Consider the following 24,046-nt stretch of genomic DNA (forward strand, 5'->3'; position numbering starts at 1 on the left):
TAATTTAGATAATATTTTTAATCATAAGTTTGTCTACTGATTAAAATGAGCCAAATAAGGTGCCAAGCATAATAATCACGATTAGGGTAATGATAGGAATGACCACTGCTGTCACAAAAATATCTTTATAGGACTCTTTGTGGGTTAAGCCGCAAATAAGAAGCATAGTAATAATAAAGCCGTTATGAGGCATGGCATCAAGTCCACCACAAGCTAAAGCGGCAATTCTATGTATTAGTTCGGGACTGATATCATACTGCTGAGCCAGTTGCATATAGGTTTCACCCATAATTTCAAGTGAAATACCTAGTCCACCAGATGCTGAGCCTGTAATACCAGATAGTATATTGATCATAATGGCTTCAGAGATCAAAGGATTATCTGGAGATATGCTTGTTAAGTATTTCTTAATAATAGCAAAGCCAGCTAATGTTGCAATGACGGAACCATAGCCCACTTCTGACGCTGTATTAAAGATAGGTAAAAGAGAGCTGGTTGCTCCTTTATTAAGACTATCCACCATATTCTTAATTTTGCCTATATTCATAAGTATGACGAATAAGCAGGCTAGTAATAAAGAAAATAAGATAGACCACATGCCAATAACAGCACTGATATCAATGCCACCAAATTTATCAGCAGATAAATAGCTATGGTTTCCTATGGGCAAAATAATTTTAGAAAAAATATAATTACCAGTGATAACAATCACGATGGGAACTAATGCGAGCCAGAAGTTAGGTAGATTCTCATGAGATAGAGGTGGTGCTTCATTTAATGTATGGTCGCCATAGCCTTCATTGTTTGCAGTGGCTATACGTTGCTGACGATTCATCCAAAGCACCCCACAGCCAAGCATAATAATTGATGCAATGATACCTAAACCTGGTGCGGCAAAGGCATCGGTCTGGAAGTAGGGCATGGGAATTGCATTGTGTATCGCAGGAGTGCCTGGCAAGGCTGTCATTGTAAAAGTGGCTGCACCAATACATATAGCAGCAGGAATAAGCCTTTTAGGAATATTAGCTTGCTTGAATAAAGTGGCTGCAATGGGATAAATAGCAAATACTACGACAAAAACTGAGACACCGCCATAGGTTAAAATTGCGCAAGCGATAACTACAGAAAGTAGAGCGTGTTTTGCCCCTAATTTTTCTACGATGTTACGGGATATACTGTAAGCATATCCTGAATCCTGCATTAGCTTGCCAAACATTGCGCCTAAAATAAATAAGGGGAAGTATTTAACAGCAAAGCCCCCCATACCTTTCATAAAGATTTGGGTATAGACCCCCATGGCTTCAGAGCCTTGACCACTTAAAATAACAGCGAGTACAGATAGTACAGGCGCTAGAATTAAAACACTAACGCCTTTATAAGCAAAATACATTAACAATATGAGGGATAAAACAATTGCGAAAATACTCATTTTTAGCATCCTTGCATAATAGATATTGGTTTAGTATCGAGTATTTCCTAACTCCTTTAAAAAATACTTTGTTTCTAAAAATTCATTAGCCGTTAATGTTGTTTAGCCAAAAGCATCTATCTTCGCAGTAGACTATATCCCTTTTGCCTAATATCCCGCAATTGCTGCCTTCACCGCTTCAATAGCTGTTGGATCATCTAGAGTAGACATATCTCCAGTATCTTGACCTTCAGCAAGCGCACGAATGGCACGGCGCAAGATTTTTCCTGAGCGGGTTTTGGGTAGGGCAGTGGGGAAGTAGACCGCAGCAGGTCGAGCCAGTGCGCCCAATGACTTGGCGACAATGCCAAATATTTGCTGTTCTACTCGAAAGCGATTTTCGGTATCGGCAATAATAGAAGGATCTCGCAAAATACAAAACGCAATCGGCAACTCACCTTTTAGCTCATCTTTGATACCAACCACCCCAACCTCAGCGACCTCAGGATGCTCACTAATGGCAGCCTCGATTTCTTGAGTGCCCAACCGATGACCAGCGACATTAATCACATCATCCGTACGCCCTAAAATATAAAAATAACCATCTGCATCGGTCATTGCGTAGTCTGAGCTAGAGTACTGTTTGCCATCAAATAAATTGTAATAGCTTTTAATAAAGCGCTCATCATTACGCCAGACTGTGGTCAAACAACCAGGGGGAAGTGGTGCCTTAATAGCCAGTAGACCTTTTTCACCGGGTTTACAAGGCTCACCGGTTTCTTCATTAAGCACTTTAACATCAAAGCCATACATCGGATAACCAGGTGAGCCTGGCTTATGATCTTTGTAATCAAACTTAGGCACATGGCTCAAGATGGGCCAGCCAGTTTCCGTTTGCCAGTAATGATCCAAGATTGGTACGCCCAAATGTCTAGATAGCCAATCGGCAGTTGGCTCATCTAACGGCTCACCAGCCAAAAAGAAAGACTTGACACTACTGGTGTTATAACGGGCCAACCAAGACTCATCTTGTTTTTTTAGCATACGGATGCCTGTCGGAGCAGTAAACAGAATATTGACCTTATTGGCTTCCACAATACGCCACCAAATACCTGGATTTGGGCGATGCGGCAGACCTTCATACATAATACTGGTCATACCAGCAAGTAGTGGGGCATAGATAGTATAAGAGTGTCCGACTGCCCAGCCGATATCTGATATTGCCCAAAAAGTTTCACCAGGCTTACCATCATAAATTAAGTCAATAGATGTGGTCAGCGCCACCGCATGACCGCCAGTATCACGCTGCACCCCTTTTGGCGTACCCGTTGTACCCGAAGTGTATAACAGGTATGATGGCTCATTAGACTCAAGCCACACAGGCGTAACCTCAGCCTTAGCATCACGACTGATACGGCGTTCAGTAGCATAGTCGACATCGATAGGCTGTGGTTGATAGGGCATGATGCCTCGGTTAACCACCAGCACTTTTTCTGGTTTATAGCCCGCCTGCTCAACCCCTTGATTGACCAGATTTTTATAATTTATTACCTTACCGCCACGCAGACCAGCATCCACCGTAATCACCACTTTCGCCTGAGCATCCGTCATACGCACTGCCAAATTATGCGCCGCAAAGCCACCGAACACCACAGAATGAACCGCCCCAATTCGGGTACAGGCCAGCATCGCATAAGCCGCCTCCAGTATCATCGGCATATAAATAACCACTCGGTCACCCTTGCCCACACCCAGACGTTGCAGGACATCAGCAAAATAATTGACCTCTTTATACAAGCGGTTATAGGTCAGACGGCGCTTGGCATAATCGGTATAAAACTCGACATGATTATCCAGCGCCTGAAACGCATCGACCACACCTGGATGGTTGTCAATTAAGTCTTGATTAATCTCAGACGACACCCACACAAAGGCATCCTGCTCTGCCCGTTCTGGCACATGACGATCGACACAGTTATAACAAATATTGGTCTCACCACCGACAAACCACCTAGCAAACGGCAACTTACTATCATCCAACACACTCTCAGGCTGTTTATGCCAATAAATACGTTCGGCTTGTTGACGCCAAAAGTCAGAAGGATTGTCTAAAGAGGTTTGATACAGCTCGGCAAACGAGCGGGTGCTACTGGCGGTATAATTTGAATTGGCATATTTCATGGCGCTGTCCTTAGCTAATAAATAAAATAAAAATAAAGGGGTATCCACCCACCTTATTTATGAGGCTTGCTTTCCTTGCACATCCAGTTTCTTTTTTTAAATTAAAAAAGAGTAAAAAACAAAATCGATACAAAACATATCGTTTTAACAGTGAATTCAATTTAACAAAGTTTACAGGCATAGGTCAATACAAAAATAACATAACCGCCAACAACTTAAACCAACAATCTCTACCCCAGCTCAAACTCAAGCTCAAACAAACAACAAAAGCAAAAAAACAAAAGCAAAAAACTGGCCTCAACATCTGGAACACTACCACCCTACGAAATATGCGACTTCACACTCCAAGCTTCTATCCACAGTGGCGCGCGCCTCGTCCCTCGGCCAAGCGCAACGCTTAATGCCTCAAGCCGACACCGCATATATCAAAGCCAGCACCACACGAAGCCAGTCCCTAATATGCCCAATCCAGTTGAGTGCTCATAAGTAGCTTAGTACCCAAATACATCACAATCGACACAACCCAACCCACAACCGTTAACTCTTGATTAAGCTAACTCTTGATTAAGCTAACTCTTGATTAAGCTAACTACTGATTAAGCTAACTACTAGAAGGTCAGTGGTTAGAAATCAGAGGCGTCTTAACCATCGCCACCGAGGCCACCAACAGCGCAAATACCTGCATTGCCAATAAGGCCAACACAGTTGCTGACCACTGACCATGACTATACACCAAGCCACAGACCCAAGCGCCCACCGTACCACCAGCGTAATAACACATATAATACAAACCAGACGCCAACGAACGTCCCTCATGCACATTGCTGGCAATATAGCCGATGGTCGCAGACTGAGTAATAAACACCCCAGACGACATAATCGTAAGCCCAATAATGATTACCCACAAAGGAGACAATAGCGCTATCAATACCCCAATCATCGACATAATAACCGCCACCACGATAGTACGTGCTGAACCAAAGCGTTGAATAAGCTTCGCCGACAGTGGCGTAATGACGACACCGATAAGATAGACAGTAAAGATATTGGCAAGCTCACCTGTATTTAACCGATAAGGCGTATCTGCTAGATGTAAGTTAATAAAGGTAAAGCAACCAACCAGCGAGAACAGCACACAAAACCCAAGCAAACACGCAGAGATGACATAGCGATTATGTAAATGACCCGCCAAGGTGGCTAGTGCTGTCCGAAACTTAGGGCTTGCGACAAAGTGCTGAGACGCAGGCAGAGTCTTAGCGACCCACAGTGCACCAGCCACGGTGAACACCGCCATCAAATAGTAGGCTACACGCCAACCCACCCACTCATGCAAATGGCCGAGTACAAAGCGTCCTGAGAACCCACCTAATACCGTTCCTGACACATAGTACGCCATGAGCTCAGCTATCGCCCCACCCTTAAACTCCTCACCCAGATAGGCGATGGTCACCACCGTAATACCTGGTACCGACAAGCCTTGCAAGAAGCGCCAAAAAGTTAGGCTCTCAATGCTTTGACTATTGGCAATAAGCGCAGTCGGTATCGCCAAAAACAACAACGCCCCAATAATAATAGACTTACGCCCAATGGCATCGGACAGCATACCTAAAAAAGGGGACATAATAGCAACCGCCATCACCGTAGCACCAACAGCCATACCAGCTTGTACTTCACTGGCATTAAAATCAAGCATTAAAACGGGTAAGATAGACTGAATGGAGTAGACCTGCAAAAAGGCAAATACAGCGATAAGCATCACTGTGGCTTTTAAGACCCAAGTTGGTTTTAAATGAGGGTTTACAGGTAGAGTTGAGTCGACTGACTTTAGCATAATATGACCAAGATGTATCTAAGCCTATGTTGTGGATTTCGTGTTATTTTATCACTTACGCAATAATACGATTTTAACCCATTGTAGACATCAGAAAAGCAGTTTATACGACCAAATGCAATCGAGTCATTAAATAGCCCCCTATGTCAGGATAGTTGTCACCCCCTAAGAATAAACTAAATGGGGCAACAAGGTACAAAGATGCCAAGATACAGCAAAGAGAGAAAGCAAGCGATACTAAGCAAACTATCCCCACCCAATAACATGAGTGTAGCCCAAGTTGCAAAAAGTGAAGGCATGGGATTACTTACAGACCCTGTATAATTGGCGTAATCAAGCTCGTCAACAAGGACAGATCATGCCCAGCAATAAAAAAACGCCTATCAACGTAAGATAAGCGTTCTTGTTGTTTTGTTATTTGTCGTTGTATTTTGAAACAAGCTTAAGACAAGCGGTTTGCATTACGCTATTTTAGGAGCAGCACCATCATTAATGACAGTTTCATCGACTAAGACGGTTTTTGCACTGTCCATAGAAGGCAACTCATACATGGTATCGAGTAGCGCATTTTCGACGATAGAGCGCAGACCACGGGCACCAGTTTTGCGTTCCATGGCTTTATGAGCAATGGCTTTTAATGCGTCATCGGTAAAGGTAAGCTCAGCATCTTCCATTTCAAACAAGTATTGATACTGTTTGACAATGGCGTTTTTCGGCTCAGTTAAGATCTGCATTAATGCATCTTCATCAAGCTCTTCAAGCGTTGCAATCACAGGCAAACGACCAATTAACTCTGGAATTAGACCAAATTTAATTAAATCTTCTGGTTCAACTTGCTTAAACAATTCAGACAACTGGCGGTTGTCATCTTTGGATTTCACTTCTGCGTTAAAGCCAATGCCTGTCTTCTCTGTACGCTGCTGAATCACTTTGTCCAGACCAGAGAAGGCACCACCAACGATGACCAAAATGTTACTGGTGTCAACTTGGATAAGCTCTTGGTTTGGATGTTTGCGGCCACCATGAGGTGGAATGGCGGCAACTGTCCCCTCAATTAATTTTAGCAAGGCTTGCTGTACGCCTTCACCCGATACGTCACGGGTAATAGACATGTTTTCGCCTTTTTTACTAATCTTATCAATTTCATCGACGTAGATAATGCCTTGTTCGGCTTTCTCAACGTCATAATCAGCGGCTTGTAATAGCTTTTGGACAATATTTTCAACGTCTTCACCCACATAACCAGCTTCGGTTAAGGTAGTGGCATCGGCCATCGCAAAAGGGACGTCTAGCATACGGGCAAGAGTTTGAGCCAGTAAGGTCTTACCCGATCCAGTTGGACCAATCAGCAAGATATTACTTTTTGACAGCTCAACCATGGCATCATCAGCGCCAATTTTGGTTTGTTTGCGGTCTTCTGCCAACAAGGCTGCCACTTTTAGGCGCTTATAATGATTATAAACGGCAACAGACAGCGCCTTTTTGGCGGTATCTTGGCCAATCACATGACCGTCTAAATGTTCTCTGATTTCTTTCGGTGTTGGTAATTCTTTGGTCAGCCAAGTATTTACTTCGCTGTCCTCATCACCAGTGTCGACACCACCTTCTTCGATTAGGTCGGTGCACAGTGCCACACATTCGTTACAGATATTGGCGTTATCTGCGGCAATCAGCTGTGCTACTTCGTCTTTCTTTTTACCACAAAATGAACAGTGTGGTGTGTTGTCTTTGGCCATGCTTGGCGCTCCTTAATTATTGCTTAGCGTTTTCATAGGGGGTTAGCCGGTATTGATTAGGCCAGCAAGGCGGTTACTTTTCCTCTTCAGGGCGGCGTTCTAAGACCTCATCTACCAGACCATATTCTTTGGCTTCGTAGGCGTCTAGCCAGTAATCTCGCTCTACGTCTTTTTCAATTTTTTCTAATGGTTGACCAGTGCGCTCAGATAAGATGCGGTTGAGGCGGTCACGGATTTTTAAGATTTCGCGGGCGTTAATCTCAATATCTGTCGCCTGACCTTTGGCACCACCAGAAGGCTGGTGAATCATCACACGAGAGTTTGCTAAGGCATAGCGTTTGCCTTTTTCACCTGCGGCCAATAAGAATGAGCCCATGCTATACGCACCGCCCATACAGATGGTTGATACGTCTGGTTTGATGAAGTTCATGGTATCGAACATGGCAAGACCTGCGCTCACTGAGCCACCTGGTGAGTTGATGTATAAGTGGATATCTTTTTCTGGATTTTCTGCTTCCAAAAATAACATCTGTGCCACAATTAAGTTGGCCATATTATCTTCAACTGGGCCTGTTAAAAAGATGACACGCTCACGCAATAGGCGTGAATAAATGTCAAATGAGCGCTCACCACGAGCAGATTGCTCAACAACCATAGGCACTAAAGCCGCTTGAGGCGTACTAACCGTAGCATCATGTAGGTCATTTAATACCGCATCATGGGCAGTAACTAATTGATCAAAGTGTGGGTTGTTTAAGATACGCTCGATGTCCTGCATGTGAGTGTGTTGATTCATAATAATCCTTGTGTTTGGTTGATAACTCTAATCATATATTGATTGCTAATAAATAATAGGTTACCTTTAATTAAAAAAATGAGTATGTTATTGATTTATATTTTGGGGGGTGGTTGCTAATAAATCAAGCGCTTGGTTGATTTCAGCCCCTAATATTTCAGCTATTTCAGGCCTCTGACAAAACTATTAAAGATAAAAAACCAAACTATTTACGGACAAAAAAGCCCCAACTAATTTGAGTTAGGGCATTTTTGTTAATAGCTAACTGGTCGATAGCTAACAGAAACTAACAAAGCGACTAATACGCTTGCTTTGATGTAACAGCGCCTATATTAGACCTTGTTGCTGAGACGCTAGAAGTTCTTGATAATCGACTTCTTTTTCAGTAACTTTTGCTTTTTCTAACAAAAAGTCAATCACTTGATCTTCTAATACCACAGACTCAATGTTAGCACGTTGTTGGGCATCATTGGTGTAGTAGTCGATAACTTCTTGTGGATCTTCGTAGTTTTCAGCAGTTTCTTTAATAAAGGCTTCGACACGATCTTGATCTACTTCCAGATTGTTGGCTTCGATCAGACGTGACACCATAACACCTAGACGTGCAGTGTTGATAGCCTGTTCCTCAAATAACTCACGTGGCAACATATCTTTGTCGATGCTGTTTGGATTACCGCCAAACTGCTGAGCAAAACGTTGCAGCATTAAGTCACGTTGACGTTCTACTTCTTGATCTACCATAGCACTTGGGATGTCAAACTGGTTTTTCTCAAGTAGGGCATCAAAGGTGGCTTTTTTGATTTGAGCACGAGCAGCATTTTTGATTTCACGCAGCATGTTTTTGCGAACATCTTCTTTTAGCTGTTCAACACCACCTTCAGTAACTCCAAATAGCTCTAAGAAATCATCATCGATTTCTGGCAATTTAGCTTCTTCAACTTTTTTGACGTTGATTTTGAACTGTGCTTCTTTACCAGCTAAGTGCTCAGCTTGATAATCTTCTGGAAAAGTCACATCAATGGTTTTGTCTTCGTCAGCACTCATGCCAATGATACCGTCTTCAAAGCCTGGGATCATTTGACCACTGCCTAATACTAGTTTGAAGTCTTCAGCAGCACCGCCTTCAAATTTTTCACCATCAACAGTACCTTCAAAGTCAAAGGTCACTTGGTCGCCTTCAGCAGAAGCCCCTTCTTTTTCGACAAACTCTTGACGCTGTTTGCGAAGGTTTTCGATCATGGTATCAACGTCTTCATCGTTGATGGTCGCTGTGTGACGCTCAACTTCGATTTCATCAAGGCCTACAACTTCAATTTCTGGGAAGATTTCAACAGTGGCTTGATATACTAAGAATTCATCTTCAAGTTTGACATCATCGATATTTGGCATGCCAACCGCACGCACGTCTTCTGCTTTAATTGCTTCAAATACAGTATCACGGATCACATCATTGATCACTTCTTGCTGAATACCAGCGCCATATTGGGCACGAATGTGCGACACAGGTACTTTACCTTTGCGGAAACCGTCAATTTTAGCAGTTTTGGCTACTTTGCGAATACGACTTTCAACTTGGTTTTGAATTTGTTCAACAGGCACTTTGACTGTTAGTTGAGTTTGGTTGTCATTGACTTTATTGGTCGTGACTTGTAGATCTTTTGCCATGGTTATTAACCCTGTATGTTAATCGTTTGAATTTAATGTAAGCAGTACTTTATATCTATTATCTCAGCACTATTGAATGCCATATATTTGATATAGTTAGCATTTGATAGCGTTGGATATAAATAAATAGCATAAAGAGACTGCCAAGAACTTAACGCTAAAACTAGAAACTGGCCTTTAGATATTATCTAAAAAATAAAATAGCCCTTTTATTTTAACATTTGGCGTTTTATTGGGCTAAGCAAAAACGCAAGGGCGTAGGAGTAGGAATAATCCACTTATGTCCCTACGACAAATTAATAAAAGGAGAACAGTATAGTCTATCAGTGAATCAAAGTAAAAATAAAGTAAAAATTACTCAGTTTTATGATATTTTTAATCAGCCATATTTTAGACGAGTGCAAGCCTTAGATTAGCCATAAGTCTTAGAGCGGTATCAGCGTTTAGACAGCTGCTGTAATAATGCTTGCATTGCTTGACCACGATGGCTAAGTTTGTTCTTGGTTTGAGGGTCTAGCTGTGCCGCTGTTTGCAGTCGTTCAGGTAGCCAAAATAAAGGATCATAGCCAAAGCCATATTCTCCTTGTGGCTCAGTTAAAATTTCACCACGCCATAAGCCCTGTGCTACGATAGGTAGTGGGTCATCAGCATGATGTACCCATGCCAGCACGCAGACAAAGTAGCCAATAAGAGGTTGCTCGCCTCGATACGGTAGCAGGTCGGTTAGCAGCTTTTGGTTATTGTGGGCATCGTTGCCATGTTCACCAGCATAACGGGCAGAGTAGATGCCAGGCGCATTATTGAGTATCGGTACGCACAGACCTGAGTCATCCGCAATGGCTGGCAGGCCACTAGCACGACTGGCATGACGGGCCTTGATGATGGCATTTTCAATAAAGCTCAAGCCATCTTCTACTGCATCTTCAATATTCAAAGCACCCTGAGGCACAATGTCGATATCAAGGTTAGCTTGCTGAAACAGACGTTTAAACTCTGCCAGTTTGCCTTTATTGTTGCTGGCGAGTACCCATTTTTCAGCTGTGCTATCACAGCTACTACTCAATGATGTATGGGTTGTATGTGTTGTTGTTGCGTTCATAACTTATCCTTTGGTTTATTTCAATTGTTTCTACGAAGATAATGGCTCAACAGACACTAGAGCTTAGAGCTGTGATTGATTTTATCAATTATAATTATTAAAAAATCATTACGTGGCATAACATTCAGTAACTGAGATGGCCACTTCGTTTTGCTATACTTAAAACCGAGAATTAGCAAAAGTTTAATTAGCGAACGCTCTAGTTATTAGCGCTAGTTGCTATGCGTTGTTAAGTATTTAAATCGTTGTTAAGTATTTAAGCAATTAATACAAGCAATTCAACAGTAGTCAAGCAATTAATAATTAAGCAACAATTCGCAATTAAGCTAGTCGTGGTAATTAGCTATGGTAATATGTAAGCGTCAACCGTGACAAACTTTAACTCTAACTAACCTTTAGCTCCAATTAATCTTTTGCTCTAGCTAATGTAGATAAAAACAGAGAGTTTCAAAGGTTAACTAAAAGGTTACAAAGGATAGAGAGCTATGAGGGATTTTGCTAATTACGATTTTAGGATTTTTCATAAAATAAGCCACTTTAGCCTGATAGTGTGTGTCAGTGAATACATGCTTTTTTAATCAAATAAAAATTGATTAGCAGGCTAAACCAGCCAAGGGATACAATAATATGTCAAACATTAATCTACCAGAGTTACCTTATGCAAAAGATGCACTAGAGCCACATATCAGTGCAGAAACTTTAGAGTTTCACCATGACAAACATCACAATGCATATGTCACTAAGTTAAACGAATTGCTACCAGGTTCAGGTCTTGAAGGTAAGTCACTTGCTGAAATCATCACCGCCACTGCTAAAGATGACAGCAAGCAAGGCATGTTTAACCAAGCAGCTCAAGTTTGGAACCATACTTTTTACTGGAACTGCATGACACCAAATGGTGGTGGTGAACCTACTGGTGATCTAAAAGCAAAAATTGAAGAAGATTTTGGCTCATACGATAAATTCCGTGAAGAGTTCAAAAATGCAGCAACATCTCAGTTTGGTTCAGGTTGGGCATGGTTAGTTGCAGATGCAGTTGGTGGTAAGCTGTCAATCATGAAAACAGCAAACGCTGATACACCACTAGCACATGGTAAAGTTGCCGTACTAACTTGTGACGTGTGGGAACACGCTTACTATATCGACTATCGTAACCGCCGTCCTGACTATGTTGATACTTTCCTAGACAAGCTTGTAAACTGGGATTATGCAAACGCTAAGTACAAAGGTCAAGACGCTGGTGTTGAAGCATAAGTAGCTGACTTATCTATAATTATTAGATGATGACAAAGGATACCCTTCTGGGTGTCCTTTTTTTATACCTTTTCTAAAAAACAACCTATCTTTTTCTAAAAAACAACCTATCTTTTTCTAAAAAACAACCTATCTTTTTCTAAAAAACAACCTATCTTTGTCAAACTCGCTAAACCTACTGCTTGTAGCGTATGCACTTGTTTTCCTCGATATCTTAATTTTCAGATTTGGTATTAGATAAAGCAAGGTATAAGCTGTCACCTTTTTGTCATATTTCAGACTTATAATAATGATGCTACTGGTTTGTAGTCATTATTTTATTAGGGTAGGAGTATATATGTCTGGGGCTGTTGCTACAAAATCGACACAAGGTGGTAATCATGCAGTACGTTGGCTAGCCGTAGCCGGATTGGTTTATTTGCTGATTTGTGCGGTTGGCATGATTGGATCTGGCTTCAAAGGAGCGACACAAGGGCAAGCTGAGCAGTTATTTGCGTTTGCTACTAATCCTTTTATGGGGTTGGTGATTGGTATTGTTGCCACAGCGCTGATTCAGTCTTCCTCTACTGTGACTTCAATTATTGTCGGGTTAGTAGCAGGGGGGTTGCCTGTTGAGCTAGCAGTACCTATGGTGATGGGGGCAAATGTGGGTACGTCTATTACTAATACCATTGTTTCTATGGGACATATTAGTGATAAATTTGAGTTTAAACGTGCGTTTGCGGCAGCCACTGTACATGATTACTTTAATCTATTGTCAGTAATTATTTTTCTACCGCTTGAAATGATGTTTGGCATTTTGGAGAAGGTAGGTACTTATTTATCCTCCTTGATGCTAGGCACAAGTGCTGTGGGCACAGATGCAGCAACTCTTGGTTCTTTTAATTTTGTTAAAGTTGCGACTAAACCAGTTGTTAATTTATTTAAAAGCTTTTCGAGTATATTTGAGCAACCCATAGCTGGAGTTGTGTTGGCTGTATTGGGTGTGGCGTTTATCTTTTTATCAATTACCTATATTGGTAAGTTGTTAAAACAGCTGATGGTCGGTCGGGCGAAAGATATTATGCATACCACAGTGGGACGGGGTCCTATTAGTGGTATTGCTTCGGGTACGATTATTACTGTATTGGTTCAATCCTCCTCAACTACTACCTCGTTAATGGTACCACTGGCTGGTTCAGGTGCTTTTAGTTTAAAGCAGATTTACCCTTTTACTTTGGGCGCAAATATAGGTACTTGTATTACCGCTTTGATTGCTTCAACAGCAGTGGAGGGCGATGTGCAAGCGGCTTTGACCATTGCTCTTATCCATTTAACTTATAATGTTTTGGGTGTGATAGTCATCTACGGTATTCCTTTTTTACGGAATATTCCAACACAGTTAGCAGTATGGCTTGCTAATCTTGCCTCTGAAAAGAAAGTATATGCTTTAGCATACATACTTGGGGTGTTCTTTATCATTCCTTTAGTCTGTGTAGGAGTATCTTATTCTTTAAATACGGTGGTATAGCGGTATAGCAAAGCGTGCTTGTAATAATAATCGGAGCATACATAATGGGGGATAATAATGACCGATGGATTGCATAAAAATACAGTGAAACAGCTTAATACCTTAGATGATATTGCAGGCAATGTTGCCATCAAATCAAATGAAGAAATTAATAAGCTGATTAAAGAAACTGAAGAAACACTAGCTGCATTGATGGCTGAACTCAAACGTCGTCAAACTGATCAAATGCACGATGAAATAGAGCATCTTGATGAGTATTTGGAAGAAGCGGATGTCAGTTTTAAAAACTTACGTAAGTTTATTGCCATGGCATTGGCTGAAATTCGAAGCGAAAAATAACTTTTAGGTTGGTTATTATGCTGTTGTTAATAGGGGCTGTTATTGAAGATGATTCTTCATGACTCATTACTGATAAACAGCTGATGAAAAACTGATATATAAATCGATAAATAAATTAATAAAAATCGCTGCTTTGTCAGCGATTTTTTTATGACTTTTTGGTATTAGCTATAAGACACTCATAAGACAGTAAAGCTAAGATCTAGTAGAGCATCACGTAGCATCTGAATGTTGTAGTAAGCATGCGCTTTGGTGGTATTTTGAAAAAAGATATAAAGCTCGTCAAAGTGCTGTCGCTGATTGGCAATGGCTTGTGCCCAAGCTTGCATTTCTACCACTGAGTAGCGATAGTCATGGCGTTCATTGGCAGATATCGCATCCCACCAGTTTAAATTATTCCCATGCAGACGTAGATAACCCTTACGTGTTTTTGCTAAGGCATTACTGTTTTCTAGATTGGTCTGAGTAAATAGTAGTTTTGATTTCGGCAATCCTGATACCTGGGGATAGTCAACACTGCACCAAATGAGTCCAAAATCTTGGAAGCTGTGCTCTACTTGAGGGGTATGCCAACTGGGATGACGGAACTCTATTGCTAAGTCAAAATCAGCAAACCAATCTACCAATTGAGCCAAGTACAAGCGATTGTTTCGGGTTCTATCAAAACCATGGGGAAACTGGATTAATAAAGGGGCTAAGCAGTTGGCTTCTATTATTGGCTGTAACGCATCGATAAAGGCGGTTGCATGTTTGGGGGTGGCTTTTAAGGTATGACTAAAATCTTGATGTAATTTGATAGCAAATTTAATTTGCGCATCTGATTTTCTAACCATACCTGCATAGGCTTTGTGGCCTAAAGGTGCATAAAAGCTACTATTAATTTCAACTGCTTTATACTGTTTGGCGTATGCGGTCAGAAAGTCAGCTTTTTTGGTGCCTAATGGATACAAAGTCCCTAGCAGATCCGTATCGCTATAACCGCCAGTGCCTAAGTAAATAGTTGGGTAAGTGGCGGATTGTATTTGTGGAAAGTTACTCATAAAAATTACTGGTTGGTTGGGTTTGGCTGACGATTTTAGTTATTCAATCACAATCTTAAACAGACTCTAATACAGTAACTGTGATTGCGCTTGTATTCAATGATATAATCACCTAATTTAAACCATCCGTGATGGTAACTCATAAAGCTAGGTCTTGATATTAGGTTGTTGACGCCCTATTTATAGTAGAGTATGGATATCGTAGAGTGTGGTCGTATCAGCAACTGCTTGGTATGGATGAGCATATTCTATTTTTTGAACCTGCTGAAAGTTACTTATTTGGCCTTATTGGTTTAATTTTAGCCTTACTGGTTTAACGTTACTTATCGACGTTTTTGGTGGGTTATTCTCTAATTAATTGGTAGATTTTACATGAATCTTGTTGTCATCGGTGTGAACCATAAAACTGCCCCCGTTGCATTACGTGAACGGCTAGCATTTGTGGGTGGCGACATACAGGTAGCACAGGCTCATTTACAACGAATGACCGCTGGTAGCCTGATTATCTCTACCTGCAATCGCACCGAAATATATGCCTTAGCGCCCAGTACGCAACAGTCAAGCTTAGACACGAAGCAGTCAAGCTCACAAGAGGCAACCGATGCCTCTGCTAGTGAAGATAGCGCAGAATCAGAGACAGCGTTGGCAGTTAATACAATTCAATTAACCGAACAGTTAATACAGTGGCTAGCTGAATTCAAGGTATTGCCACTTGATGAGGTGCGCCCTTATTTATATGATTACATCGATGGTCAAGCTTTAACCCATCTACTGAGGGTCGCTGCTGGGCTCGATTCTATGATCTTGGGTGAGCCACAAATCTTTGGTCAAATCAAAAAAACTGTCAATACTGCCAAAGAACAAGGGTTTTTGACCAATCAGCTAAGTTGGGTAGTCGAGCAGATATTTGCAGCCGCCAAACGGGTACGTAATGAAACCGATGTCGGCACGCAAGCCATCTCTTTGGGTTATGCGGCAGCCAAACTGGTTACCCAAATCTTTGATAAGCCAGAAGACACCACTTTTATGCTGATAGCAGCGGGTGAAATGAATCGCTTGGTGGCACAAAATATTGCTGCTTTGGGTATGAAGCGTATCATCATCTGTAACCGCACGCCAGAGCGTGCACAGCAGTTGGCATTGGAGTTGCAGCGCCCAGATTTAGAAATTGAGGTACATCCACTTAGTGAGCTAGATGCCTTATTACATCGAGCAGATATCGTCAGTAGTTGTAGTGGTAGTATGGATATGCTCATAGATTATGGCATGACCCGACGTGCGTTAAAAAAACGCCGCTATCGTCCTATGTTGATGGTAGATTTGGCAGTACCTAGAGATATTGACTCAAAGATATCCAAACTTGATGATGTCTATTTATACTCAGTCGATGACTTACAGCATGTGATTGCTGGTAATTTAGAAAAACGGCGTCAAGCAGCGGTAGAGGCCGAGCTATTTGTCAGTCATCTGGTAGTTGAGATTGAGCGTCGTTATCAAGTGCGTAAGGTAGGTCAGGATATTCATGACTATCGCACTGAAGCAGAAAACAAAGCAGCTGAAGTGCTAGCAGATGCCTTACATCAATTAAGATACTCAGATACTGAGCCTGAAGCAGTCATGGTAGAGCTGACACGTAGATTAACGCAAACATTGGCACATGCGCCATCTGCTTTGATGCGGCGAGTAGCTCGTGATGGTGATCCTGAGGTGTTAGATTTAGTGATTTCAGGATTGCAAGAAGCTTATCGCCGTTAATGAGCTCATATTCTTATTATTTAGCCACCGTAGTCAGTTTAGCCACCGTAGTCAGTTTAGTCGCAGTCAGTTAACCGTAGCCAGAGAGTTACAGTTAGGTACAAGCACTATTCACAAGTAAGCGTAACGCTGCTATTTATGAGCTAGAGTTTTTTGATAAAGTTAAAATCTTGGATGCATTAGCTCATGTAGAAAATGTAGCAACACATTAGGTGATAATAAAATGGTGGCTACTACGCCAAAAGCACCGCCCCACAAATGTGCTAAATGGTTGATATTTGAATTGCCTTTATTGTTAGCGTGAATACTGTAAGCCACATAAGCAATGGCAAATACAATGGCTGGAATAGGTATAACAGCAAATAAATACAGCATACTCCAAGGCGCCATTAATATAAACGAAAATAGCACAGCAGACACACCACCAGAAGCACCCAAACTACGATAACGCATGTCATTTTTATGCTTAAAATAGCTAGGCAACATGGCAACCACGATGGCAATTAAATAAATAGCAATAAACCCCAGCCCACCCAGATATCGGTTAAAAAAGTTTTCGACAGCTCGGCCAAAAAAGTATAAGGTAAACATATTAAACAGTAAGTGAGTACCATCTGCATGCACAAAGCCGTGGGTGATAAAGCGATACCATTGTCCTTGTTTGACGGCTAGTGGCGAAAAAATCAATCGATTCATTAGGCTATTATTTTGCCACGCCATGAGACTGACGATCACAGTAATAATGATGATTAAGGTGGTGTGACTACTTAATAAACTATTCACTATTAATCCTTGTTGACACAATGAAGATATAGATTCTGAACAAAAATGATGGCATTGTACTTTAATAATCTAGCTACGACTATAACATGAACATAAAACATGAATATAAATGATGCTGTATAAGGCGTATTTTTGCTATTGGCCTATTGTATCTGGTGTATTTAGTCATATCTAGCGCTCATTGTAACACTGCTTAATACAGATTTTACCTTTTGATAACGTAGTCAGAGTTTATATTGAGGTATGGTAATTGAGGGATGGTAATTGAGGGATGGTAATTGAGGTATGGTATTAAGTCACTGCCATACAGCCTACTATGAAGCTGAACTACTTATAGTCACAGCCATATAAAAGAGTTACAGCGTTAACCTCGTTTAGCCTACTTCAGTAGTACTTGCACTCGGTTGCCTTGTAACTCATTTATCTGACTACAACTATATGAGCTATAAATTAATTTATCTTATCTGGTTAGTAGCTATTAATAAGCTTTTTTTAAAGCTTCTAAATTCACAAATCAATCTTATATAAATATATCTAAAAAATAACGAGGTTTTTACTCAATGGATCTACTTACTCATCTGAGTCGTATTGTTACTCCTAGTGTATTAGAAGAAACTCCGAGCCCAGAAAAAGACAATTTGTTAAAACAGTTTTATGCTATTTTTGCAGCAAAGCTAACAGATCAGGATAGCTTTGAACAAGTGGCAAAACATGATATTCACAGTGAAGACTTGGGCTTCTTTGATCGTTTATGGCCAAAAGAGGCTGATAAAGCAGCCTTAATTGACGGGCTGGCCTCAGATAATAAAGTAAATGCTGCTACCATAAAAGGTTTGCTGGTCAGTGCTGCCCCGTTGGCGTTAAATGAAATAAAAAGCTTGGCAGGCACCACACCTGTTCCTCAGTTTTTAAGAGATAATGTATCATCGTATCAAGGTCTAATCCCGAATTGGGCGTTAGCATTACTTCCTGTTGGCGCTGCAGTGGCCGGTGCTTCAGGGGCAGGGGCGGCTAGTGCTTCAGTGCCAGTCAGTAATTCAGGGGCGGTGGCGACATCTAGTGTAGCCACAACAGCAACCGAAAGTGGCGGTTTTTTAAAAGCCCTATTGCCGGTTATCGGGTTGATTATTTTAGGTGCTTTGGCGTGGGCATTGTTAAAAGGCTGTCAAGAAACACCAATGCCTATTGCTACTCCAGATCACCAAGCACAGCAATCAGTAGCTGAGCAGTCAGCAGCTGGTGGTGTTATGGATCAGACAAGCCTTGCGCCTGCGGTATTAAGCTTAGCAACTGGTGAAGGTAATGAGCTGTATGCGTGCCGTATCAATGCTGGTGATGAGGTTCTGAGTCATTCAATAGTCAGTGCGGTAACTGATGTATTCGGTAGTGCCAATGAGGTAGATATCGATAACTGTCGTGCTGATATAGATAGTAGCTTTGCCACTGAGATGCCAGCAGCAGCTTACTTAGGCGATATATTACCACTGATAAAAAACACAGCGCATGCCAACGTCATTATCGAAGGTAATGAAATCCATGTGGATGCGCCAGACTCAGCACAGCTTGATAAGTTGGTTGCTGATTTACAAGCGGTAGCGCCTGAGATGACAGTGATTGCGACAGGGCCTATTGATTTTGATGCCGAGATTAAGCAAAGTATTACTGATGCTAGTGAAGCCATGGATAGCTTAGAAGCAATGGGCAGTACAGGCGTTCAGCCACAGCCAAAAGATGTGGCACGAGCTTTAAGCATGCAGGTGATTAACTTTGCGGTGGATAAGACCGAAATTCCTGAAGCTAACCAAGAAATCTTAGAGCGTGCGGCTAAGATTATGGTTGATATTCCAGATATGACGTTATTAATTATCGGTCATACCGATAGTGATGGTGCAGAAGTTTATAATCAAAATTTATCTGAACGCCGAGCACAAGCTGTGAAGGATTATTTGGTTGCCCAAGGTGTCAATGACTCACAGCTATTGGTTAAGGGGTTGGGTGAAACAGATCCTATTGCTAGTAACGAAACTGAAAATGGTAAGTTCCGTAATCGCCGTATTGAGTTTGTGGTGCATGATGAGACACAAAGCGATGAGCAGGAGATTGAGGTCGTTGAAGATGCAGCAGTAGTCGAAAACAAGACTAATTCAACGCAAACAGCGGCGCAGTAATTGATTTATGTGCTATTGAGTCTTTGTAGCGCTGAAGAGCATGTATAGTCAGAGAACTACTAAACGGTTACGCTGTTAGCTTCGCTAAGCCTACATGAGTTGTACTTGCAGTCCGCTGCCTTGTAACCATTTGAGATTTCTTTGACTGTAATGAGACGTCTTTGACTGTAATGAGACGTCTTTGACTGTAATGAGACGTCTTTGACTGTAACGAGATGTCTTTGACTGTAACATAGTTGTTCATGCTGACTTTACTCAAATTTACTGAGTTGCTTGTAATTAGTGGGATCAGCCTCAGAGGTTTGATTTGTGTGTAAGGGCACAGCAAAAAAGGCCTCAGTAATATTCTGCTTGGCCTGTGTCCAGTAATTAAACTGGGCGCAAGTGGCCTCTAGGCTGCCTTGCCACTGCGGAAGTTGACTGCGCATGGTATGTAACCGCTGCTGATTGGGCTTCGGCAATTGTTTTGCGGCATCAATTGCCAGTAGAGCCGCTTCTCTATCATTGCACACCAGCGCCATGTCACAACCAGCCGTTATTGCTGCTTTGACTCTCGCACCAGCATCACCAGCGACGTGTGCTGCCTTCATTGATAAGTCATCTGAAAATAACACCCCATCAAAGCCCAAATGATTGCGAGCGATGTCTTGTAACCAAACTTTTGAAAACCCTGCTGGTTTGTCATCGACTTGATTAAAGATAACATGCGCTGGCATCAGAGCATCTAGCCAAGGCTGACACTGAATAAAGGGCTGCAAATCTACTTGTTTAATTTGATCAAAACTACGGTTGTCAATGGCATCGGCTACGTGCGAGTCAGGTGCAATAGAGCCATGTCCAGGGAAGTGCTTGCCAGTAGTAGCCATTCCTGCCGCTTTCATACCACGCATAAACTGCATGGACAAGGCAACTATCGCCTGTGTATGGGCATGAAAGCTACGATCACCAATCACCTTACTGATGCCATTGATGTCTAATACAGGGGCAAAGCTAATATCAATACCAACGGCCAGTACCTCAGTAGCCATTAGATAGCCACAGTCATAAGCTAATGCCAGTGCTTGACAGGGCTGTTGGTCAAATAGATCACCAATTTTTCCCATTGCTGGTAGCGGTGTAAAGCCTTTACGTAAGCGTGCGACTCGGCCACCTTCTTGATCAACGCCGATAATAATGTCGGGCTGTACTTGGCGGATGTCGTCGCATAGCTCCCGTACTTGCTCTGGGGTATCTATGTTGCGGGCAAATAAAATAATGCCTCCAACTTGTGGCTGGCTTAGGACACAGCGGTCTTCTTCTGTCAGCTGCGTACCTGCTACATCAATCATTAATGGCCCGTACATAAGGCTTCCTTTTTTACAGTTTTGTTTGTTTACATTTTTGCTTGGCTTTTTCGAGCTTGGGTCTTTGATATTTAGAGCAAGTCTTCAGTTTGTATCGTACAATTGTCTTTAAATATGCTAACAACAGCTAAATCCTGCCATACAGCCCTAGTCTAACTGTGATTTATCTTATTTTTATCACCATTTTCAAAATGAAGACACGCCCTAGTTACGCTGGTATTTTGGTATGATGTTCACCCAAAAGCTGTTTTGCTATATATTACAATAAAGCTGGCGAAATTAAATAGGAAAGAATGCTTATACAGTTTTAGACAGTTAATTACTCAGTGATATGCTAATATCAGGGCATTATTCAGTGCATATCTTTTTTGTACATATTTATTGTTATGTGCAATATGCTATATGCATATCTATTCTTGATTGTTATGTGCAATATGCTATATGCATATCTATTCTTGATTGTTATGTGCAAATAGATCACCTAGCCTTATGCAAAAATACCATTATACTGTTTGTATGACTGCTAGAGCTTGTATTACTGCTAGAGCCTGCGTTATTGCGAGAGCAAGTAAAAATAACACAACGGCTATATCGAGTGGATATATTAGCACTGTATACATAAATGCCATACAGCCTTAATAGATAAAATTAAAAGACAACACAATATTAAAAGACAACACAATATAGGTGAGAGAGTTCTATGAGATCTAAACCAACACAGCTGGTACTAAGTGCTGCAGCCTTTGGTGTCGCAGGGATCGTGTTTACCCACAGCTATACTTCTGCTGTCGCTGCAGATCAGACTGCATTTGTAGCGACCCCAGAGCAGCGGTTAACCACTCGTCAAGTGGCAGCTTTATTAGATAGAGGCCATTATTCTAATAGACGCTTTGATGAAGCAATGGGTCAAAAAGTTTTGGATATGTATTTTAATCGTTTAGATCCAAATCACACCTTATTTTTGCAATCTGATATTGATGAGCTAACCGAAAAATATGGCAGTACGTTTGCTAATCGACTAAAAAAAGGTGACTTGAGTGCCTCGCAAGAGATATTTAAGCGTTACACCCAGCGCTCGAACGAGTATTATAATTTTGCTAAACAGTTTTTAACAAAAGATATTAACTTATATCGTAATGACTCTGTGGTACTAGATAGAGAGGATGCACCAAGATTTAAGACAGCAGCGGAGCAAAAGACGTATTGGGAACGGCAACTAACCTTACAGGTCATAAACCTGACTCTAGGTCAAGAAGAGGACAAAGCACGTGATGAACTGTATCGACAACATCCTGAGTTAACTAAGGGGAATGACCTTATTTTAGGAGAAGACCGTAGTCCACAAGAGATATTATTAAATCGTTTGCAGCGTCAACAAGAGCAACTTGAACGGATTACCAGTGATGAGATCATGGAGTCTGTGTTAAACAGCGCTACCTTAACTTATGATCCACATAGCAACTATTATGCGCCAGTACAGTCGGTTGAGATGCAAGTACAGTCTAATCTACAATTAGAGGGAATTGGCGTCTCGATTCGACCATATCGTAAAAACCCAGACTACACTCAGATAGTCACCTTAGTTGATGGGGGACCTGCTGCTAAGTCAGGCAAAGTGCAGCCCAATGACTTGATCTTGGCAGTTGCTAAAGATGGTGAGGTTTTACAAGATGTGGTGGGCTGGTCAACACGAGAAGTGGTGGCATTGATACGAGGTAAACGTGGTACTGACGTGACGGTTAAAGTCAAACAGCCGAATAGTCCAGATGCTGCTGCTCGCACTATTGTGCTGACTCGTGATGTGATTGAGCAAGAGGATGCAGGTGTCAGTCAGCGTGTAATTACGGTTACCCCTGATGGCAGCAGTCAACCAAAACGCATTGGTGTGCTTGAAATTCCAAGCTTTTATCTGAACTATCGAGCACGTCGTAGTGGTCAAAATTATCGCAGTGTGAGCATTGATACTCAAAATGCACTGACAGAGTTAAACAAACAAAATATTGATGGCCTGGTGGTCGATTTACGTAATAACCCTGGTGGTTCACTTGATGAAGTAGCCAAAATGTTAGGGTTATTTATTAAAGAAGGTCCATTGGTTCAGATTCGTGATAACCGTGGCAATGTGCAGGTTTATCAAGATGAAGATGGTGGCAAACAGCTTTATTCAGGGGATTTGGTGGTCATTGTCAACAAGGCTTCTGCTTCTGCTTCAGAGATTTTCGCAGCTGCGGTGCAAGACTATGGTCGTGGTCTTGTAGTGGGTAGCACCACAACTGGTAAAGGCACAGCGCAAGTACAGCTAGACAGCCTAGCGTTAGGCTCTGCTACTTTAACTCAGCGTAAATTTTATCGTATCACAGGCGGTAGTACTCAAAATAAAGGAGTGGTACCAGATATTGAGTTGGTTAATATCTATCAGGGTGCTGAATTTAGTGAGCGTGATCAAAAAAATGCCATGGCATGGGATACAATCAAGACCTCACCTTATAAACCTGAAGGTAGGTTCACCAGTAATACGCTAGCGACTTTGAACCAGCAGTCAAAAATTCGTCAGACTATCAATCCGCAATTTGTTTATCTAGATACCTTGAACAAAATCCGTGATATGGAAGATGACAAAAAGTCAGTGACGCTAAATATAGCTGAGCGTCGTGCACATCAAAAACAAGTTGAGCTGCGTACCTTAGATGCAGAAAACGCCCGTCGAACTGCGCTTGGTAAGAAGCCATATGCCAGCTGGACGGAGCATCAAGCAGCCGTAGAAGCCTTGTTTGAAGAGCGTAGTCGTATGAAGACTGATGAGCGTCCTAAGCTGCCAGAGAGTGAAGCCTTTGTAATTGAGGCGGCAAAAATTATGCTCGATGCTAATAAGCTTAAACAGCCATAAAAGTCGCTATACTGCTTAGTGCTATCTTTATATTAGCGCATGATAGAATCTGGACTTTGGATAAGTAGGATTTTTGTTCTGTATGCACTTATTAATCGATCCAGTCTATTGATTTTATTGATATTATATCAGGTGTATTAAAGGGCATCCTACGTTTGTAAGCATATGCTTACAACAACTGACGTTTTAGCGACTATTATCTTATCTAGATATTTGCGATTATAGCTTTACGGCATCAAGGATGATGACTC

General features: G+C 41.6%; 16 protein-coding genes. 6 read left to right on the forward strand and 10 right to left on the reverse strand.

Translation table 11 applies throughout. From position 1 onward, the window contains the following. Nucleotides 1-40 precede the first annotated feature (40 nt). The 7 genes from H140_RS0104160 to rdgB form a co-directional block, all read right to left on the reverse strand. A complete protein-coding gene (locus H140_RS0104160) occupies nt 41-1,429 on the reverse strand; it encodes a GntP family permease (protein ID WP_019672400.1) in 1,389 nt (462 codons plus the stop codon). Between the two features lie 147 nt (nt 1,430-1,576). Next, nucleotides 1,577-3,589 (reverse strand): propionate--CoA ligase, encoded by a 2,013-nt coding sequence (locus H140_RS0104165; RefSeq protein ID WP_019672401.1) that lies wholly within the window; start codon nt 3,587-3,589, stop codon nt 1,577-1,579. Nucleotides 3,590-4,205: 616 nt separating this feature from the next. Beyond that, nucleotides 4,206-5,420 carry an MFS transporter gene (locus tag H140_RS0104175; RefSeq protein WP_019672403.1) on the reverse strand — a complete coding sequence of 405 codons (1,215 nt, stop codon included), beginning with the start codon at nt 5,418-5,420 and terminating at the stop codon, nt 4,206-4,208. A 461-nt stretch (nt 5,421-5,881) separates the two neighbouring features. After that, a complete protein-coding gene (gene clpX / locus H140_RS0104185) occupies nt 5,882-7,156 on the reverse strand; it encodes an ATP-dependent protease ATP-binding subunit ClpX (protein WP_019672405.1) in 1,275 nt (424 codons plus the stop codon). 73 nt (nt 7,157-7,229) lie between these two features. Continuing rightward, on the reverse strand, nt 7,230-7,934 hold the full coding sequence (clpP, locus tag H140_RS0104190) for an ATP-dependent Clp endopeptidase proteolytic subunit ClpP (protein WP_026348822.1): 705 nt from the start codon (nt 7,932-7,934) through the stop codon (nt 7,230-7,232). Between the two features lie 345 nt (nt 7,935-8,279). Next, a complete protein-coding gene (gene tig / locus H140_RS0104195) occupies nt 8,280-9,617 on the reverse strand; it encodes a trigger factor (RefSeq protein WP_019672407.1) in 1,338 nt (445 codons plus the stop codon). A 436-nt stretch (nt 9,618-10,053) separates the two neighbouring features. After that, the gene (gene rdgB / locus H140_RS0104200) at nt 10,054-10,716 is read right to left on the reverse strand and encodes an RdgB/HAM1 family non-canonical purine NTP pyrophosphatase (RefSeq protein WP_019672408.1); all 663 of its coding nucleotides are present in this window, start codon (nt 10,714-10,716) and stop codon (nt 10,054-10,056) included. A 627-nt stretch (nt 10,717-11,343) separates the two neighbouring features. On the opposite strand from rdgB, the gene H140_RS0104205 reads away from it, so the two are divergent. The 3 genes from H140_RS0104205 to H140_RS0104215 all read left to right on the forward strand — a co-directional run bounded on the left by H140_RS0104205 (nt 11,344) and on the right by H140_RS0104215 (nt 13,819). Next, complete coding sequence (locus tag H140_RS0104205; RefSeq protein WP_019672409.1) at nt 11,344-11,970, forward strand: superoxide dismutase; 627 nt, start codon at nt 11,344-11,346, stop codon at nt 11,968-11,970. A 337-nt stretch (nt 11,971-12,307) separates the two neighbouring features. Then, nucleotides 12,308-13,480: a Na/Pi symporter gene (locus tag H140_RS0104210; protein WP_019672410.1), complete on the forward strand. Its 1,173-nt coding sequence runs from the start codon at nt 12,308-12,310 to the stop codon at nt 13,478-13,480. 57 nt (nt 13,481-13,537) lie between these two features. Then, nucleotides 13,538-13,819 carry a hypothetical protein gene (locus H140_RS0104215; RefSeq protein WP_019672411.1) on the forward strand — a complete coding sequence of 94 codons (282 nt, stop codon included), beginning with the start codon at nt 13,538-13,540 and terminating at the stop codon, nt 13,817-13,819. Nucleotides 13,820-13,998: 179 nt separating this feature from the next. Here H140_RS0104215 and H140_RS0104220 read toward each other — a convergent pair whose 3' ends face one another. Next, nucleotides 13,999-14,859 carry a DUF72 domain-containing protein gene (locus tag H140_RS0104220; RefSeq protein ID WP_019672412.1) on the reverse strand — a complete coding sequence of 287 codons (861 nt, stop codon included), beginning with the start codon at nt 14,857-14,859 and terminating at the stop codon, nt 13,999-14,001. A 372-nt stretch (nt 14,860-15,231) separates the two neighbouring features. Between H140_RS0104220 and hemA the strand changes: the two genes are divergently transcribed. Further along, the gene (hemA, locus tag H140_RS0104230) at nt 15,232-16,614 is read left to right on the forward strand and encodes a glutamyl-tRNA reductase (RefSeq protein WP_019672414.1); all 1,383 of its coding nucleotides are present in this window, start codon (nt 15,232-15,234) and stop codon (nt 16,612-16,614) included. Nucleotides 16,615-16,776: 162 nt separating this feature from the next. Here the strand turns inward: hemA and H140_RS0104235 are convergent, their stop codons facing one another. Next, a complete protein-coding gene (locus tag H140_RS0104235) occupies nt 16,777-17,397 on the reverse strand; it encodes a rhomboid family intramembrane serine protease (protein WP_019672415.1) in 621 nt (206 codons plus the stop codon). Nucleotides 17,398-17,957: 560 nt separating this feature from the next. Between H140_RS0104235 and H140_RS0104240 the strand changes: the two genes are divergently transcribed. Further along, on the forward strand, nt 17,958-19,565 hold the full coding sequence (locus H140_RS0104240; RefSeq protein ID WP_019672416.1) for an OmpA family protein: 1,608 nt from the start codon (nt 17,958-17,960) through the stop codon (nt 19,563-19,565). A gap of 251 nt (nt 19,566-19,816) precedes the next feature. Here H140_RS0104240 and nagZ read toward each other — a convergent pair whose 3' ends face one another. Next, complete coding sequence (gene nagZ / locus H140_RS0104245) at nt 19,817-20,908, reverse strand: beta-N-acetylhexosaminidase (RefSeq protein WP_019672417.1); 1,092 nt, start codon at nt 20,906-20,908, stop codon at nt 19,817-19,819. A gap of 700 nt (nt 20,909-21,608) precedes the next feature. Between nagZ and H140_RS0104250 the strand changes: the two genes are divergently transcribed. Next, nucleotides 21,609-23,795 (forward strand): carboxy terminal-processing peptidase, encoded by a 2,187-nt coding sequence (locus tag H140_RS0104250; protein ID WP_019672418.1) that lies wholly within the window; start codon nt 21,609-21,611, stop codon nt 23,793-23,795. Nucleotides 23,796-24,046 lie beyond the last annotated feature (251 nt).

Source organism: Psychrobacter lutiphocae DSM 21542 (genome assembly GCF_000382145.1).
Classification (GTDB): Bacteria; Pseudomonadota; Gammaproteobacteria; order Pseudomonadales; family Moraxellaceae; genus Psychrobacter; species Psychrobacter lutiphocae.